Source organism: Variovorax humicola, from assembly GCF_037889915.1.
Classification (GTDB): Bacteria; Pseudomonadota; Gammaproteobacteria; order Burkholderiales; family Burkholderiaceae_C; genus Variovorax; species Variovorax humicola.
The window spans coordinates 249,553-265,683 of sequence record NZ_JBBKZV010000005.1 but is presented as its reverse complement, the minus strand read 5'-3'; the positions used below and the strand labels follow the sequence as shown (position 1 = coordinate 265,683).

Annotated in this window: 15 protein-coding genes and 2 pseudogenes; 8 read left to right on the top strand and 9 right to left on the bottom strand. The window is 64.9% G+C overall.

Going from position 1 to position 16,131, the window contains the following annotated elements; all coding sequences use genetic code 11:
- Window positions 1-5: 5 nt before the first annotated feature.
- Window positions 6-1,064 (top strand): lactonase family protein, encoded by a 1,059-nt coding sequence (locus WKW80_RS11770; protein ID WP_340363739.1) that lies wholly within the window; start codon window positions 6-8, stop codon window positions 1,062-1,064.
- A 276-nt stretch (window positions 1,065-1,340) separates the two neighbouring features.
- Here WKW80_RS11770 and WKW80_RS11765 read toward each other — a convergent pair whose 3' ends face one another.
- The 6 genes and pseudogenes from WKW80_RS11765 to phaZ all read right to left on the bottom strand — a co-directional run bounded on the left by WKW80_RS11765 (window position 1,341) and on the right by phaZ (window position 4,997).
- Window positions 1,341-1,679: an ABC transporter substrate-binding protein gene (locus WKW80_RS11765; RefSeq protein ID WP_340363738.1), complete on the bottom strand. Its 339-nt coding sequence runs from the start codon at window positions 1,677-1,679 to the stop codon at window positions 1,341-1,343.
- A 344-nt stretch (window positions 1,680-2,023) separates the two neighbouring features.
- Window positions 2,024-2,224 carry a hypothetical protein gene (locus WKW80_RS11760; RefSeq protein ID WP_340363737.1) on the bottom strand — a complete coding sequence of 67 codons (201 nt, stop codon included), beginning with the start codon at window positions 2,222-2,224 and terminating at the stop codon, window positions 2,024-2,026.
- Window positions 2,225-2,440: 216 nt separating this feature from the next.
- Complete coding sequence (locus tag WKW80_RS11755) at window positions 2,441-2,614, bottom strand: hypothetical protein (protein ID WP_340363736.1); 174 nt, start codon at window positions 2,612-2,614, stop codon at window positions 2,441-2,443.
- A 278-nt stretch (window positions 2,615-2,892) separates the two neighbouring features.
- Window positions 2,893-3,352 (bottom strand): annotated as a pseudogene (locus WKW80_RS11750) (DUF4158 domain-containing protein); the annotation flags it as partial.
- Window positions 3,353-3,404: 52 nt separating this feature from the next.
- Window positions 3,405-3,467: pseudogene (locus WKW80_RS37315) on the bottom strand (hypothetical protein); the annotation flags it as partial.
- A 258-nt stretch (window positions 3,468-3,725) separates the two neighbouring features.
- The gene (gene phaZ / locus WKW80_RS11745; RefSeq protein WP_340363735.1) at window positions 3,726-4,997 is read right to left on the bottom strand and encodes a polyhydroxyalkanoate depolymerase; all 1,272 of its coding nucleotides are present in this window, start codon (window positions 4,995-4,997) and stop codon (window positions 3,726-3,728) included.
- A gap of 910 nt (window positions 4,998-5,907) precedes the next feature.
- Between phaZ and WKW80_RS11740 the strand changes: the two genes are divergently transcribed.
- From WKW80_RS11740 to WKW80_RS11720, 4 genes are all read left to right on the top strand, one after another.
- Window positions 5,908-6,519, top strand: a complete 612-nt coding sequence (locus WKW80_RS11740) for a hypothetical protein (RefSeq protein WP_340363734.1) — start codon at window positions 5,908-5,910, stop codon at window positions 6,517-6,519.
- Window positions 6,516-7,094, top strand: coding sequence for a hypothetical protein (locus WKW80_RS11735; RefSeq protein WP_340363733.1), 579 nt, complete (start codon window positions 6,516-6,518; stop codon window positions 7,092-7,094). The genes WKW80_RS11740 and WKW80_RS11735 overlap by 4 nt, the downstream gene beginning before the upstream one ends.
- Before the next feature lie 256 nt (window positions 7,095-7,350).
- Window positions 7,351-9,984 carry an excinuclease ABC subunit UvrA gene (locus tag WKW80_RS11725; RefSeq protein ID WP_340363732.1) on the top strand — a complete coding sequence of 878 codons (2,634 nt, stop codon included), beginning with the start codon at window positions 7,351-7,353 and terminating at the stop codon, window positions 9,982-9,984.
- Window positions 9,985-10,150: 166 nt separating this feature from the next.
- Entirely contained in the window at window positions 10,151-10,282 is a 132-nt protein-coding gene (locus WKW80_RS11720) for a hypothetical protein (protein ID WP_340363731.1), read from the top strand.
- On the opposite strand, the gene WKW80_RS11715 is transcribed toward WKW80_RS11720, so the two are convergent.
- Both WKW80_RS11715 and WKW80_RS11710 read right to left on the bottom strand, forming a co-directional pair.
- Complete coding sequence (locus tag WKW80_RS11715) at window positions 10,272-11,993, bottom strand: RecQ family ATP-dependent DNA helicase (RefSeq protein WP_340363730.1); 1,722 nt, start codon at window positions 11,991-11,993, stop codon at window positions 10,272-10,274. The genes WKW80_RS11720 and WKW80_RS11715 overlap by 11 nt on opposite strands.
- Window positions 11,980-12,381: a hypothetical protein gene (locus WKW80_RS11710; protein WP_340363729.1), complete on the bottom strand. Its 402-nt coding sequence runs from the start codon at window positions 12,379-12,381 to the stop codon at window positions 11,980-11,982. Before WKW80_RS11710 ends, WKW80_RS11715 begins: the two co-directional genes overlap by 14 nt.
- Before the next feature lie 165 nt (window positions 12,382-12,546).
- Between WKW80_RS11710 and WKW80_RS11705 the strand changes: the two genes are divergently transcribed.
- On the top strand, window positions 12,547-13,656 hold the full coding sequence (locus WKW80_RS11705) for an ATP-dependent DNA ligase (RefSeq protein ID WP_340363728.1): 1,110 nt from the start codon (window positions 12,547-12,549) through the stop codon (window positions 13,654-13,656).
- Window positions 13,657-13,659: 3 nt separating this feature from the next.
- Here WKW80_RS11705 and WKW80_RS11700 read toward each other — a convergent pair whose 3' ends face one another.
- Complete coding sequence (locus WKW80_RS11700; protein WP_340363727.1) at window positions 13,660-13,965, bottom strand: DUF3175 domain-containing protein; 306 nt, start codon at window positions 13,963-13,965, stop codon at window positions 13,660-13,662.
- 240 nt (window positions 13,966-14,205) lie between these two features.
- Here WKW80_RS11700 and WKW80_RS11695 point away from each other — a divergent pair, with 240 nt between their 5' ends.
- On the top strand, window positions 14,206-14,769 hold the full coding sequence (locus WKW80_RS11695) for a BPSL1445 family SYLF domain-containing lipoprotein (protein WP_340363726.1): 564 nt from the start codon (window positions 14,206-14,208) through the stop codon (window positions 14,767-14,769).
- 147 nt (window positions 14,770-14,916) lie between these two features.
- Window positions 14,917-15,951, top strand: coding sequence for an alcohol dehydrogenase AdhP (adhP, locus tag WKW80_RS11690; protein ID WP_340363725.1), 1,035 nt, complete (start codon window positions 14,917-14,919; stop codon window positions 15,949-15,951).
- Window positions 15,952-16,131 lie beyond the last annotated feature (180 nt).

The window sequence follows — 16,131 nt, the reverse complement described above, 5'->3', positions numbered from 1 at the left end:
GGTACATGTTTGCTTACGTAGGTTCGAGGACCACCCGCGCGCGCAACGCCCGCGGTGCGGGCATCAGTGTTTATCGGCTTGACGAAGAGCAACGACGTCTCACTCTCGTTCAGGTGCTGGGGGACCTGGTCAATCCGTCGTTCCTTGCCTTGAACGAACGCGGCGATTGCTTGTACAGCGTTCATGGTGACGAGCAAGAGGTCAGCGCATTCAGGGTGGATCGCGCAAGCGGGGAACTCATGCTGCTCGCGACACAGGGATGTGGCGGTAAAAACCCCGTTCACCTGGCCCTCGATCCAGCGGGCCGGGACCTGGTGGTATCGAATCACCTGAGCGGGACAGTCGCTGTGCTGCCAGTTCTGGGCGATGGTTCATTGGGACCAGTCAAGCAACTTGTACCGCTACCTGGTGCCCCCGGGCCGCATCGAATCGAACAACCGTTTTCGAAGCCGCACTTCAATCCGTTTGATCCAAGCGGCCGTTTCATCGCACTGCCCGACAAGGGGCTTGATCGAATCTTCACCTTCCGCTTCGATGATGGTCACCTGAGCCCGACAACGCCCGCGCATGTCGAAGCGCGAGAATGTTCCGGCCCACGGCACATCACGTTCCATAAAAACAAGCCCTGGGCCTTTGCGGTAAATGAACTTGATTCGACGGTGACTGCGTATGCGTTCGACAGTAACGCTGGTACGTTGAAAGCGCGCCAGATCTTGTCAACGCTGCCGCAAACGTACACCGGAAATAGCCGGGCGTCAGAGATTGAGATCGATCCGAGCCAGCGATTCCTGTATGCATCCAACCGAGGCTTCGACAGTATTGCCGTTTTCGCCATCGACGAAACAACCGGACTGCTGAGCTTCATTGAAGCAGTCCCTTCGCAAGGGCGCACTCCGCGCTATTTCACGATCTCGCCCAATGGGTGCACGATGTTCGTCCTCAACGAAGACAGTGACAGCATCATCACCATGGCCAGGTCGGCGATGACCGGGAAACTGACCCCAATCGACGACGCCATCAGTTGCGGTAGTCCAGTCTGCATGGTGTTTTCTCCCGAATCTTGATGAACGTCCCTCGTCGAGCGCGCAGTCACATGTCATTGATCCAGACTGCGGACCACTCGCGTCGCGGCATCGCCCGATCAAGACACCTGCGTTCTGCGAGCGCAGGAGTCATGACTGGCCCATCGATCGCCTCCACGCCCAAGGCCGTTGCGAACCGCCGGTGACATTGCCTGGCACGCGAGGTGTGGTCCAAACGGCCCGTTGCCCAGCATGTTCACCGACCGGCGAAAGCGATGCGCACGTTTCTGACCCTTTCCGGCTGGATGCCTTAATGTATTAAGCGCGCATGGGAGCCGTCGCCTTCAGCACGCCGGTGAACGACGAGAGCACATAGGGCACCTTGTCCACGTTGACCAGCTTGTTCATGCCGATCACGCCGCGCTGGGGCGTGCCCTGGCTGTCCTCGTAGACGATCGAGAACTTGCCCGGCAGCATCTTGTCGGCGTTGATGTGATCGACCGCGATGTTCGTGCCGGCCATGAACAGATCGCCATAGGAGCCCTGCGGGCCGCTCAGGGGGAAGTTGGCGCCGATCTTGAAGTCCTGCGCCTGTGCCGGACCGGCAAGAGTCGCAGCCGCAAGCAAGGCCGAACCGAGTAGGAACCTGATATTCATTTCTGTTGTCTCCGTAGTTGAGAAGCCGCCCTCCGGGAGCGGGTTGACCCCTTCTCGAAAAAGTGTAGGAGCGGACTGCCGGCAAGAGAGGCATAGCAGGTATCGCGCATGCTTTGCGGAATATCGGGCGATTCTTGGCAGCCCCGCGAGCCCTTCGCTGGTTCTGTCGCAGCAAGCCGGTTGGTAAGGTGATGCGAGACTGAGGACGGGACGAAGACATGATTGATTCGCCGCGCAAGGTGATCATGCGGAAGCACTACCCGCTGGAAGTGAAGCGCCCCGGGATTCGCGGAGGCCTCTTGGCTTGAGACAGGCCGACTATCAAAGGTCCTTGAGAAGCGCGGCTAGGGTGGGGTCGTTTCGCTCAGCAGTCGCTCTGTGCCGGGCGGCGCCACTGTCTCGCCGTAGGGATCGGTGTGGAAGAAGAACGGCATGTCGCCAACGCTCAGCAGCCGGCCCGGCGCCTGCCGGACGCCAGCAGCGCGGGCGTGTTCGCCCAGCAGCACCGCCGGGTTGCCACAGAACGGAGAGGCGAAGTACCCCACGTTCTTTGTGCCGCCTGGCTACATCCAGTACATGCTTCGTGCCGAGGACGCGAAGCCGCTTGGATTCTTGCCGTCGTGAAAGTGTTGCAAGGCCAGACCCTTTTTAACAGGGTGGGTCGCGACGCAATGACGTAAATAGAAAGCGCCCGCGCCGTGGTGGTCACAGGGCGGGCGAATGGATGGCCACTTGCAAGAGCCATCCGAGGCGACGCTGTTTCAGTCGATACCGTGCCCAAGCTCGCGCATTTCGCGCAGCGCGGCCAGGCGATCCTTCTGCCCTGCATCCAGAGGTATGGGGGGCGGTACGGGAACTGGCTCGGTGTCCGGCTGGTCCGGCTGGTCGGGCTGTTGGGCAAGCCATGCCGCAAATCTGGATTGCTTTGTGTGCATAGATTGATCGGATTGAATTCGGCTGCCCGCTGAGCAGGCGGCGGCTGGAGCTTGTTGTTGTGGGTCAGATCTGACCCGGCGCCAGATGGCGCCTCGACATCACCCGGCGGCATCGCCGAATGTGGTTACGGTGGTCGGCTTCGATCCGACGACTTGCCGGGTATGAACCCGCGACTCTACTTGCCTGGGCTACACCGCTGAAACTTCAGTGCGTAATAGTTGTGTCTCGCGCCGGCGGCGCGCGGTGACGACCGTGCGTCGGTCAAGAACGCGATGCGGACCTCGCTGATCTTGGCGCGTTTGGAATGCCTTGCAGGCGCGCTCCATAGCCAGCTCTGGCAGTGCCAACCATCGGGGCGTAGGGCATTCAATGCCGATGTCCAGCGCTTGCGTGTCGCAGCAGGCACCGTGGCCAGGATTCCTTGACTCGTCGTTGCTTCGAGTTCGACCAGCGCCGCCGCGACCATGGCGCGAATGGCGCGGTCATGCACGATGAGAAGCCGGTGGTCGTACAGCCACTGGCGGGCAAGGACAAGCAGCCGCTCGCGGTCGGTGCAGTGCGTGACTTCGTCACGCAGCACCCGCACCATGGCGCGGCGCTGGTGCTCGGTCATCCATTTGAAGCCCAGGCACTCGCAGGCCTGCTGCTGGTGATCGAACAGTGTGCGTCCACGGGCGTACAGCGCACGCAGCGAAACCAAGTCAGGTGCGAATGCCCAGTTCGTGGCCAAGATGGCGTTGAGACCCCGTATTCGCGACCACGAATCCCGAAGTGGTGAAGGTGCATGTCCTTCCGGCCGAACGCGACCTTCAGGATCTGGTGAAGCCGGGCGACGCTCGTATCCCCACGCACCAGAAGGCGCCGCCAGATCAGGGGGAATGCTGCGCAGCACGGCGCGCAGCTGGGGGACCTCCTGCCCAAAAGTTGACCCGCCTTCCATCCCCAAAGCTTGCTTTGCTGCTCTGCACTCCCCCAGGAAAGTGATGCTCTCCATTAGCGGCCATATGTGCGAGGAGAAGTCAACAATGACCGACGACGTGCAGGCCGCCTCGTCCAGCGCCAAACGCCGCCGATCACAGTCTTGATTTGATACCCGGGCCGCTCGCGGGATCACCGGACTCGAACGGCGCTCCCCGTTTTTGCCGTCTTGTCCTTCGCGTCTGCCGCGGCATGACCGCGCATGAAAGCCTTCATACGCGGGGCGATTTCAGCTTTGTAGAGCGAGCCGTTGAACACACCGTAGTGCCCGACGCCTTCCTGTACATGATGCTCGCGCAAGCGCGCCGGCAGCCCCGCGCACAGACCTTGCGCCGCCTCGGTGACGCCCACGGCGACCAGGTCATCCTGGGCGCCCTCGAGCGTGAGCAGCGCAATGTCTTTCAGGGCGGTGCAATCGACACGTCGCCCGTGCACTTCCAGCGTGCCCTTGGCGAGTTGCTGGTCCATGAACACGCGCTCCAGCGTCTCGAGATAGAACTCGGCCGTGGCGTCCATCATGGCGTTGTACTCGTCGTAGAAGAGGCGATGCTTTTGCGCGGCGGCCTGATCGCCCTGCGCCACATCCTTGAAGAATTGCACATGCTTGCCGATATGCGTGCGCAGATTCAGCGAGACGAACGCCCCCAGCTGCAGGTAACCGGGGTAGACGAGACGCCCTGCGCCTGGATAGCGCGATGGCACCTTGTGCACGTTGAGGCGCATCACGGCCAGGGGAACGCGGTCCGCGAATTTGGTAATGGTGTTTCGATTGACACGGATGTCGATGGGACCGGCGAGCAGCGAAAGCGTGCGCGGCCGATGCGGATGCCTGTCCTCGGCCATCAAGGCCGCGGCACACAGCGCAGGCACCGCGGCTTGGCACAGGCCAACGAGATGCACGTTCGGCCCCAGCGCATCGAGAAACTCGAGCACGTATTGCACATACTCGTCAAAGCCGAAACGCCCTTCCGCCAGAGGCACTTGCCGGGCATCGACCCAGTCCGTGATGTAGACATCGAAGTCCGGCAGGAATTCGCGCAGCGTGTCCTTCGAAAGGGTGGCATGGTGACCGGACATCGCGGCGACAAAAAGAACTTTCGGCGCGTTGGCGGTGTTGGCATGATGAAAGCGCCGCAGCTGGCAAAACGGCTTCTCGACCGCGACCTCTTCGACGATGGGTGCAGGCTTGCCGGCGACGGTGATCGGCTCAAAGTCGAAGGCCTGCTTCGGATACTGGCGGATCAGACGCAATACCGATTCGACGCCCGCGGCGTGGTAGCGATTGAGCCGGGTGCGGCGAAGCGGATGGTTAGGGTGCGTGACGAGCCGGTGATGCCAGTTCAGTGTCGTGTGGACGGGTTGGAGCAGTTGCTCGACGAGTGTGCGAAGGCGGTAGCGCGTCAATATTGTCTCCGGGTGGTCGCTGTGGTCCAGCACCTGAGCGCCGCCGGGGCGCGTACGACGATCGTCTCGACGCCGGCGACATGGTGCTGATGCTTTCGGTTACCGCGGCGCATGCATCGCAATGACATCGACCTGTGCCGCGGCGGGGCGCAGTATGCCAGACATGGTCACCGGCAATGGAAAGCGACTGCTCTGCAACGAAGTACCTCTGCGCGCTGGCCAGCAGCTCCTTTACTTCGGCCAGCGACAACCCAAGTGGGCTCGCGGTGGATTCACGTTCGATCACTGCCACGCGAACAGGCGCGGTCTCGCCGAGATCGTCGATCAAGCGGGCTCAATACGCATTTGCATGGCAGCCTCCAGGCGAATGTCTCCCGCCAGTTGCCTCAGAATGTGAGCCCCCACTTTGGCGCGCTCTCCTTCACGGGGGTCGAGGGTTTGAAGTAGAACTGTCGATAGGCATTGCTGAGCAACGCGACCGCATCCAAATCCGACATGGTGGATACCGGTCAGATAGAAGACCATGTAGGGGATTGCACTTAGACGAGGGTCAGCTTTCTGGAACTGAGACGGAGCCACAGTCCCGGCCATGACCCGAAGGTCAGCCGACAGTGCAGTCAACGATGCGCTGCAGCCATTGGGACGCGTGACATTCGGATCGCAGCAGAGGCGTCGTCCTTTTCCGACAGGTTCACAGGCCGAAGGGTGGTTGACGGCACTCTGCGCGGACGCGAGAAAAATCGCGGCAAAACGCCAGCGCAGTGACGAGTGCTGGGCCTCAACGGCAACGCTGTAGGCAGCTTCCCACGCACGAAACTCCCCTGAGCCGCGGTGGCTTTCGCGTACCGAGGCAGAGCATGAATTTGCCACATACCCCGTGGCGTGTCTCATCACTCCAGGAGAACAGCCAATGGACACGATGACTCCGCAGACCTTGACCATACTCGCCATCGTGGCGGCAGTCGCGTTGATTGCGCTGGCCGCCTATCTGATCCACCGCAGCAGACAGTCGCAGCGGTTGCGGGAGCGCTTCGGCTCGGAATACGACCGCGCCGTAAGGACGCACAAGAACCGAGGCCAGGCAGAAGCCGAACTGCTGCGCCGAGAGGATCGCGTCGAACACCTCACGATCGTTCCGCTGACGCCCGCCGATGCTGCGCGATTCAGTGAAGCCTGGACTGCTTTGCAGGCCGATTTTGTCGACAACCCTCGCAGCGTGGTCGATCAGGCCGATGCGCTGGTTCGGGAGCTGATGGCCAAGCGAGGCTATCCACTCGCTGATTTCGAACACCGCGCAGCGGATGTGTCGGTCCACCACCCCTCCGTAGTGAGCAACTACCGCGCCGCCCAACTCATTCGTCAGCGCAATCTTCAGGGCGAGGTCGAGACAGAAGAACTGCGCAAGGCAGTGGTCCACTACCGCGCGTTGTTCGATGAATTGCTGGAGGTCCGTGAACAGCGGCCGGGAGTCCGGCCCGCGCAGTCAATCCGGCCGACCCGGCCGATGGAGGTTCGATCATGATTTTCGATTCCAAGCGTCGCCATGCCCAAGAGGCCGAAGAAGATGAGGCGGTGACCCTCGCCAAGGCGCCCTATGAAGCGAGCGCAGTTCCCCCTGACGAATTGCGGACACCGCCCCCCGCTGTAGTGAACCGTCTTGCCGAGCGAGGCGCCTACCCCGAAGACCGCCAAGACATCGAGCGGAGAGCGGACGCAGCGGTCGACCAATCTGCTACCCGCGGAACGCCCGAGCCCGATCGCACCGTGGCGCACACCCACATCGGGACCGATGCCGGAGCTGGGACCAAGAAAGGCGACCTCGATGACCTCGATCCCGTCCTCCCGCTGGAGGTGGCGGAAGATTTCCGCCGTGGCTGGGATGCGGTACAGATCGCCTTCGTCGACGACCCACAGCAGGCAGTGCGAGATGCCGATCAACTTGTGAACGGGGTCTTGCGAAGGCTGGGCGAAACCTTCACCCTCGAACATACCCGGGTCGAAACGCAGGCTGCACATGCCGACTCGGATTCCACCGAGAACCTGCGAGTTGCCATGCGACGCTATCGCTCGTTCCTGAACCGTCTGTTGTCCGTATAGCGAATCGCAAACCTGCTCGCCCCCGTCGCGGCTGGGCGTCGACGGGCGAGGTCACTTCGTCAATGCGGGCAATGAGAATGCGCGCGCACCGAAAGGCCTTGAGTCCGAGCATCGGCCGCACCATGCGCTTGGTGGCCCGCTGGTCCTGCTCCACGATGCGACAGAACCGGAGGACACGTCGATGCGCCCCAATGCTCGTGCAGCAAGGCGCATCGACCGCTTGCGTCGGTGCGCGGATTGCGATCTGCTTTCGCGAATGAGCGCAGACCTGTCCCGGACAAATGATCGCAACGTGCGCGTACGCGGCGCGCGCGAGCACAACCTGAAGGACGTCGACGTCGACATACCGCGCGATGCGCTGGTCGTCTTCAGCGGTGTCTCGGGCTCGGGCAAGTCATCTCTGGCGTTCGGCACGATCTACGCCGAGGCGCAGCGCCGCTATTTCGAGTCGGTCGCGCCCTATGCGCGGCGCCTGATCGACCAGGTGGGCGTGCCCGATGTGGACAGCATCGAGGGGCTGCCGCCCGCGGTGGCCCTGCAACAGCAACGCGGCACGCCGAGCACACGCTCGTCGGTCGGCAGCGTGACGACCCTGTCGAGCCTGCTGCGAATACTCTATTCGCGCGCCGGCAGCTACCCGCCGCAGCAGCCCATGCTGTATGCCGAAGACTTCTCTCCGAACACGCCGCAGGGCGCCTGCCCGACCTGCCACGGCCTTGGTCGCGTGTTCGAGGTCAACGAGAAGACCATGGTGCCCGACGACTCGCTGACGATCCGCGAACGCGCCATCGCCTCGTGGCCGCCGGCCTGGCAAGGACAAAACCTGCGCGACATCCTCGTCAGCTTGGGCTACGACGTGGACACGCCGTGGCGCGACCTGCCGCGGAAGGACCGCAATTGGATCCTCTTCACAGAGGAGCAGCCGACGGTGCCGGTGTACGCCGGCTTCACGCCCGCGGAGACCCGCGCTGCCCTGCGCCGCAAGATGGAGCCCAGCTACCAGGGCACCTTCACCGGCGCCAGGCGCTACGTGCTGCACACCTTCGCGAGCACGCAGAGTGCGTTGATGAAGAAGCGCGTTTCGCGCTTCATGATCGGCACCACTTGCCCGACCTGCGACGGCAAGCGGCTCAAGCGCGAAGCACTGGGCGTGACCTTTGCGGGCCATGACATGGGGGAGATTTCGCGCATGCCGCTGAGCCAACTGGCCGAAGTGCTCAAGCCGGCTGCCAAGGGACAACTGGTGGGCGCTCAAGCAGCGTCGACGCTCAGCCGCGCGGCTTCGCGCAAGGACACCGAACGCCGCATCGCCGCCGGCGGCGCCAGCCACGAGGCATCGCCCGATGTGCGCCGCACGCCCAACCTGTCGGAAGAAAAGCGCATTGCCGCGCAGCGCATCGCACACGACGTGCTGGAACGCGTCACCACCCTCACCGAACTTGGGCTCGGCTACCTGTCGCTCGACCGCAGCACACCCACGCTCTCGCCGGGCGAACTGCAGCGGCTGCGCCTGGCGACGCAGATCCGCTCCAACCTGTTCGGCGTCGTGTATGTGCTCGACGAACCCTCCGCCGGGCTGCACCCGGCCGATGGCGAAGCCTTGCGCGTGGCACTGGAGCGCCTCAAGCGCTCGGGCAATTCGATCTTCGTCGTGGAACACGATCTCGAAGTGATGCGGCATGCGGACTGGCTCGTCGATGTCGGCCCGGATGCCGGCGAACTGGGCGGACGCGTGCTGTACAGCGGTCCGCCAGCGGGGCTGCGCGGCGTCGCTGGCTCGCATACCGCGCGCTACCTGTTTGCCGCAGCGGTGGAGCGTGCTCGTCCTCCGCGCCAGCCTGTCGGCTGGCTGCACCTCGCCAATGTGACGCGCAACAACCTGCACCAACTCGAAGCCGCCTTCCCGCTGGGCGTGTTCACCACTGTCACCGGTGTCTCGGGCTCGGGCAAGTCGAGCCTGGTCAGCCAAGCCCTCATCGAACTCGTCGCGGCGCATCTCGGCCATGAGCCGCCCGAAGCCGAGGACGAAGCGGAGGACGCGGAAGCCTTGCCGCCAGGTGCTGTGTCCGGGCACATCGCCAGTGGTGTCGAAGCGATTCGGCGCATCGTGCGCGTCGATCAGAAACCGATCGGCCGCACGCCGCGCTCCAACCTCGCGACCTACACCGGACTGTTCGATGCGGTGCGCAAGCTTTTCGCGGGCACTGCAACCGCAAGGCGGCTGCGCTACAACGCCGGCCGCTTCTCCTTCAACGTGGCCAAGGGCAGGTGCGACACCTGCGAGGGCGAGGGCTTCGTCAGCGTCGAGCTGCTCTTCATGCCGAGCGTCTATGCACCCTGCCCCACTTGCCACGGCGCCCGCTACAACGAGGCCACGCTGAAAGTGCAATGGAACGGCCGCAACATCGCCGAGGTGCTGGGCCTTACGGTGAGCGAGGCGGTGAGCTTCTTCGCCGCGGAGCCGGCCGTGCACAGGCCGCTGGCGCTGCTGGAGGCGATCGGCCTGGGCTACCTGCGGCTGGGGCAGCCCGCCACCGAACTCTCTGGCGGCGAGGCCCAGCGCATCAAGCTCGCGACGGAGTTGCAGAGGGTGCAGCGCGGCCACACGCTCTATGTGCTGGACGAGCCGACTACCGGTCTTCACGCGGCCGACGTCGACAAGCTCATGACGCAACTCGATGGACTGGTCGAGGCCGGCAACACCGTGGTCGTGGTCGAGCACGAAATCCGCGTGATCGCCGCGAGTGACTGGGTGATCGACATGGGGCCCGGTGCGGGCGATGAAGGCGGGCGCATCGTGGCGCAAGGCACGCCGGACGCCGTCGCCGTATCGCCCACAAGCGTGACCGGCCGTTTCCTTCGTGCGCAGGACGAAGTCCGCCAAGCTTGAACCGCCGCGCCGCCATCCCGTGCCGGCCACCTTCGGGCAGGCAGGAGACCACGAAGGCAATGCCACTTCGGTGCTGTCCGACCGCCGGGCGGTGGGAACTCCAACATGCTGGACCGGTCGCCGACACGCAATCCCGAAGCGGCACTCCTTATCACTAGGAATCACCGTGGGCATCCTCAGCAACATCTTCAGCAAGATCTTCCCCGCCGCGCACGGCCAACGCACCGGCTGGCACCGCCAGGTGATGAACAAGGTCGCGGCCAATGGCGGCAGGGTGCCGGCCAACCTCAAGGACTGAGCACCAGGCTCCGGGCCGCGCCGCGGCCTCGCACCGGCCGCACGAAGTCCGGATGGAAGGAGCGCTTGCTGCCGTCGGCAAACTCGATGTCGACGGCCAGCGCATTCGCCGTCACCACCTGCCCGACGCCATAGCGCTTGACGCGCACCGAGGCCTGCGGCACGAAGATCGGCGCAGCGCTTGTTGCTGGCGTCGGCGCGGCGCTTTCGTCGGCCTGCTCGGTGGATTGCGCTTCGTGCAAGGCGACTCGCCGGCAGTTGTCGCAGGTGGTGCAGCGCTCGCGCGGCGCCTCGCCCTCCAGATGGGTGAGCAACAGTTGCCACCGGCACAGGCCTGCCTGCGCATAGAACACCATGCCCTCCAGCGCGGCCTGGTCGTGCTCGCGCTTTGCGCGGTAGCTGTCCAGCATCGCATGCATCGCTTCGGCGCCCACCGCGGGTCGCAACAGCTTGAGGGATCCGTCCACGCCCTGCCCCACGATGCGCCGCTGCCGCAGCAAGGCCAGCGCCACCTGCACCTTGCCTCGAGGCGCTTCTACTGCGGCTTGCAGCGTGGGCAAGGTCCAGCCGGACGCACCCGCCGGCTTGGAGCGCAGCGCGGCAAAGACGCTGTCGAGCTCCTTCGCATCCGGGTAGCGGCCGGCCATGAAGAACTGCTGCACCGCCTTGTCGCGCCGCAGGTAGAGCAGGACGCAGTCGGCCGGTTCGCCGTCGCGACCCGCGCGGCCCGATTCCTGGTAGTAGCTGTCGAGCCCACCCGGCATCTGGTAATGCACCACGAAGCGGATGTCCTGCTTGTCGATGCCCATGCCGAAGGCGTTGGTCGCGACCATGACGCGCACGCCGCCGGCCATGAAGGCGTCTTGCGCTTCGCGCCGCTCGCTGGCGTTGCGCCCGCCGTGGTAGATCGCGACCGCCTCGCCGGCCGCATGCAATGCATCGTGCACTTCCTGCGCCGCCTTGATCGTGGCCGCGTAGACGATGCCGCTGCCCCCGAGCTGCTTCACCAGCGCCAGCATGCGCTCGCGCTTGTGCCCTTCGCTCGTCAGTTGTTCGACGGCATAGCGCAGGTTGGGTCGGAAGGTACCGGTGTCGTGCCATCCGGCGCGCGGGATGCCCAGGCGCGCCATCACGTCGCGGGCCACCGCATCGCCGGCGGTGGCCGTGAGCGCGAGCACGGTCGGCTTGCCCAGCGCCTGCCATGCGCTCTCGATCTCGAGAAAGGCCGGCCGGAAATCATGGCCCCATTGCGAAATGCAGTGCGCCTCGTCGACCACCAGCAAGGCGTTCGGGGTGGCCTTGAGCAGCACCAGGAAGTCCTTGTCAGCCAGGCGTTCGGGGGTCGTGAGCACGATGCGCGCCGTGCCATTCGCGATGGCACTTTCAGCCGCCTCGGTCTCGGCAGCGCTGCACTGGCTGTTGAGCTGCACAGCCGCCACACCGCAGGCCCGGAGCTTTTCGCACTGGTCCTTCATCAGCGCGATGAGGGGTGACACGACCACGGTGCGGCCTTCGAGCAGCATCGCCGGCAGCTGGTAGCACAGCGACTTGCCGGCGCCGGTGGGCATCACGGCGAGCGTGGAGCGCCCTTCGAGGATCCGCGCGATCACTTCCTGCTGGCCCGGGCGCAGGCGCCGCAGGCCGAAGACCTTGCGCAGCACGCGCTGAACCGACTTGGCGTCTTCGACGGCCACGCGTTCAGGCCGGCCCATCGGCGTCTTCTTCGTCGTTGTCTGCTTCGTCGTCTTCAGAGGCGGCCAGCTCTTCCACCGAGGCCGCTTCCGGATCGTCGATGGACACGGCGGCATCCATCGCATCCTGCGGCACGATGCCGATGCGGTCGGGGAGGATGTCGGCATCGGCGGCGGGTGCGCTGGCATCGGCCGAGGCGCGCTCGCCAGTGCCGCCGGCGTCGCTGCTGCTGTCGTGCGGGATGGGAAAGGCGCCTTCGTCGCCCTCGTCGGGCAGTGCGGAATGGTTGCGGTCGGTCTGCACGTCGCTGCCGCTGTCGCTGGTGTTGCTCGGGCCGAGCGCGTCAACGTCCGTGCCGCGCGGATGCGTCGGCGCGTGCTCGCCGCCGAGGATGCTGCTGTTGCTCATGGGGTGTCCTTGAATGGGAGTGCGGATGGGTCACGATATGTCGCGGCAGGCCAGGTCGCGTGGGAGCCGTGGGGGCCGTGGCGTCGGACACCACCGCATCGGCTGGGACTACGTTCGCGTGTCCCATCTGCTGGCGTTGCCACGCCTCGGCTTGCCGCACCGTCGATGCATCCACCTCACGGGATGCGAACCTTGACCACTCCTGCCCCCATCCGCCCCATGCTCTCCCGCGTCGCCGCGGCGCTGCCCGAGCAAGGGGACTTCCTTTTCGAACCCAAGTGGGACGGCTTCCGCGCGATCGTGTTCCGGCACGGTGACGAAGCGCAAATCCAGAGCCGCGACCTGCGTTCGCTGAACCGCTACTTCCCGGAACTGATCGAGGCCTTCGAGCAGTTGCTGCCCGAGGGCTGCGTGCTCGATGGCGAGATCGTGATTGCAGGTGCGAAGGGGCTCGACTTCGACGCCCTGCAGCAGCGCATGCATCCTGCCGAGTCTCGCGTGACGCGGCTCGCGCGCGAGACGCCTGCCTCCTTCGTGGCCTTCGACCTGCTGGCGCTCGACGGCGCCGACACCACTGCGAGGCCGCAAGCCGAGCGTCGCATGCTGCTCGAAGCCTTGCTCTGGCAGGCCAGCCCGCCCGTGCACCTCACGCCCATGACCACCGACCGCGCCACCGCCCAGCGCTGGCTCGAGGAGTTCGAAGGCGCGGGCCTGGACGGCGTGATGGCCAAGCATGCCGACCTGCCCTACCGCCCCGACGAACGCGCCATGTTCAAGGTGAAGCACGTGCGCACCGCCGACTGCGTGGTGGCTGGATTTCGATGGCACAAGAGCGGCAACGACGCCATCGGCTCGCTGTTGCTCGGCCTGTATGACGATGACGGCGTGCTGCAGCATGTGGGATCGTGCGCCAGCTTTGCGATGGCCACCCGGCATGCGCTGGCGAAAGAACTGGCCCCGCTGCACGACCAGGCCGCGACCGGCCACCCGTGGGCGTCGTGGGGCAGCGCTCTCCAGGCGGAAGGCGGCGGCCAGCGCATCCCCGGCGCGCAAAGCCGCTGGAGCGCCGGCAAGAACCTGGCATGGGAGCCGCTTCGGATCGGGCGCGTCTGCGAGGTGCGCTACGACCATTTGCAGGGCCGGCGCTTTCGGCACGCGGCCGTCTTCATGCGCTGGCGCATCGACAAGCGGCCGCAGGACTGTCGTTTTGACCAACTGGAAGTCGTGCCGCCCTACGCGCTGGCCGAGGTGTTCCGCGGCGCCGTGACCGCGTGAGCTTCAGTGCGCCGCCTTCGCCGGCTTGCCGAACGCCTTTCTCAGCGCATTCTTCGCCTTTCCCAAGCGCGTGCGCTGGGCGACCGTGAGCGACTTGCCCGCGCGGTTGATGTAGAAGTTGAGCATCGACATGGCCGAGCGGAACGGTGCGCTCTTGCGACGCCGGCTGTGCTCGGCAGAGGCCTTGAGCGAGCGCGCAATCGCTTGCGGCGACTTGTTGAAAACCCCATGGCGAAGGTCCAGCGCATCGCTGGTTTCCGTCACGTGCTGCGACCACTTTCTTTGCTTGCGAGCCGATGAGGTGGACATGGTTCGTCTCCTTTCAGTCCCGACTCTACGAACGCACCGTGATGGCGCTGTAGGACATCGCGCTCAGGGTTGCGATTGACCAGCAGACCGACGCGTGCGGCGGTGCGTCCCGCGTTTTGCTTTTTCCCACCAACGGACGCACCACTCGCCAGTGGCCGTACATTGACTTTGCTGCTGGCGGCTTGAGCCAACTCCGTAGGGCGCGCACAATGGTGCGACAACACCTACAGGAGAGCAGACATGGACAAGCGATCTTTCTTGTCAGCAGGGCTTCTGGGCGTGCTCGCCGCGGCATGTACCACCACCTCCACCAAGGGCGGCGATGCGGCAGCCAAGCGCGCCAGCATTGACGCTGGCGTCGACAGTTCACTGTCCAAGCTCTACTCTCAGGCGCCGGGCTCGCGTGAGATGACGAGCAAGGCCAAGGGAGTGCTGGTGTTCCCCGCAGTGGTCTCCGCCGGGCTTGGCGTGGGCGGCTCCTACGGGCAGGGGGCGCTGCGCGTCGGCGGCAAGACCGTGGGCTATTACAGCACCACCGCGGCATCGGTCGGCTTGCTTGCCGGCGCCGACTCCAAGGCTGTCTACGTGCTCTTCATGACCCAGGAGTCGCTGGACAAGTTTCGCGCGAGCAACGGCTGGACCGCCGGCGCCGATGCCTCGGTCACCATGCTCAAGCTCGGCGCCTCCGCAGCCGTCGACACCCAGACCGCGCAGCAACCCGTCGTAGGTTATGCCCTGAGCAATGCCGGCCTGATGGCCAACCTGAGCCTTGACGGCACCAAGATCAACAAGCTCGATCTTTGATCTTTTCCGGCGCCGACACTGAAGAAGGCCATCGTTGCGAAGAGAGCACGGCGCGGGATCGTCATCCGGTCGGATTCGGACCCACGAGAGTGCAGGTCCTTGCGACGGCATGCTTGTCACCACACAACCGACGAAAAGGAGCCTGGGATGACAAAGACGATGAAGGCTGCCGTGGTCCGCGAATTCGGCAAGCCGTTGACGATCGAGGAGGTGCCGGTGCCCGAGGTCGTTCCCGGGCAGGTGCTGGTGAAAATCGCCGCTTCGGGCGTATGCCACACTGACCTGCATGCCGCCGACGGTGACTGGCCTGTCAAGCCGTCGCTGCCCTTCATACCGGGCCACGAGGGCGTCGGTCATATCGCCGCCGTCGGCGCCGGCGTGAAACACGTCAAGGAAGGAGACCGGGTGGGTGTGCCCTGGCTGCACACCGCGTGCGGTCATTGCGAACACTGCATCACCGGATGGGAGACCCTCTGCGATCAGCAGCAGATGACCGGCTATTCGGTCGACGGAGGGTACGCGGACTATGTTCTGGCCGATCCCGGCTATATCGGGACCCTGCCATCGAACGTCGGCTTCTCCGCGATCGCTCCTGTGCTCTGCGCCGGCGTCACGGTCTACAAGGGCCTGAAGGTGCTCGATTGCAAGCCGGGCGACTGGGTCGCCATCTCTGGCGTCGGTGGACTCGGGCATCTCGCTGTTCAGTACGCGAGAGCCATGGGCTTCCATGTCGCGGCCATCGATGTCGACGACGCAAAGCTGAAGTTGGCGACCGAGGTAGGTGCCGAGCTGGTCGTCAACGCTTCCCAGGCGGATCCGGCTGCGACGCTGCAGCGCGAATTGCGCGGGGCCCACGGTGTCCTGGTCACGGCAGCTTCGCGCCCGGCCTTCTCGCAGGCCATAGGCATGCTGCACAAGCGCGGCACGATGGCGATGGTGGGCCTTCCGCCCGGTGATTTCGGACTTCCGATCTTCGATGTGGTGCTCAATGCCAAGACAGTTCGCGGGTCGATTGTCGGCACGCGGAAGGACTTGCAGGAAGCGCTGGCCTTCGCGGGAGAGGGCAAAGTTCATACCGTTGTGACGGAGGACCGCATCGAGAACATCAATGGAATCCTTGATCGCATGCGGCGCGGCGAGATCGAGGGTCGCGTGGTGTTGCGCCTCACCGACGAGCCATAGGCTTGGCGTGCATGCCTGGCCGCCGGCGCGCGGGCGCATGGTTCGATCCCACCCACGCAGCGATCAACGCCGCACGCCGCCACCGCCCCACCTGAGGAGCCGCCAGCACGGGTGTCGCCGACTACCGGCGCGGCTGGTGCGGCCGCAGCCGGGGGCCCGCCTCATCGACGATCTCGGCGA

Excerpts from the sequence above, each read along its gene's own strand:
- WKW80_RS11710 (WP_340363729.1), bottom strand. The coding sequence starts at position 12,381 with ATGAGCAACAGCAGCATCCTCGGCGGCGAGCACGCGCCGACGCATCCG.
- WKW80_RS11740 (WP_340363734.1), top strand. The coding sequence starts at position 5,908 with ATGGACACGATGACTCCGCAGACCTTGACCATACTCGCCATCGTGGCG.
- WKW80_RS11770 (WP_340363739.1), top strand. The coding sequence starts at position 6 with ATGTTTGCTTACGTAGGTTCGAGGACCACCCGCGCGCGCAACGCCCGC.
- WKW80_RS11725 (WP_340363732.1), top strand. The coding sequence starts at position 7,351 with ATGAGCGCAGACCTGTCCCGGACAAATGATCGCAACGTGCGCGTACGC.
- adhP (WP_340363725.1), top strand. The coding sequence starts at position 14,917 with ATGACAAAGACGATGAAGGCTGCCGTGGTCCGCGAATTCGGCAAGCCG.
- WKW80_RS11715 (WP_340363730.1), bottom strand. The coding sequence starts at position 11,993 with ATGGGCCGGCCTGAACGCGTGGCCGTCGAAGACGCCAAGTCGGTTCAG.
- WKW80_RS11695 (WP_340363726.1), top strand. The coding sequence starts at position 14,206 with ATGGACAAGCGATCTTTCTTGTCAGCAGGGCTTCTGGGCGTGCTCGCC.
- WKW80_RS11755 (WP_340363736.1), bottom strand. The coding sequence starts at position 2,614 with ATGCACACAAAGCAATCCAGATTTGCGGCATGGCTTGCCCAACAGCCC.
- WKW80_RS11705 (WP_340363728.1), top strand. The coding sequence starts at position 12,547 with ATGCATCCACCTCACGGGATGCGAACCTTGACCACTCCTGCCCCCATC.
- WKW80_RS11700 (WP_340363727.1), bottom strand. The coding sequence starts at position 13,965 with ATGTCCACCTCATCGGCTCGCAAGCAAAGAAAGTGGTCGCAGCACGTG.
- WKW80_RS11735 (WP_340363733.1), top strand. The coding sequence starts at position 6,516 with ATGATTTTCGATTCCAAGCGTCGCCATGCCCAAGAGGCCGAAGAAGAT.
- WKW80_RS11765 (WP_340363738.1), bottom strand. The coding sequence starts at position 1,679 with ATGAATATCAGGTTCCTACTCGGTTCGGCCTTGCTTGCGGCTGCGACT.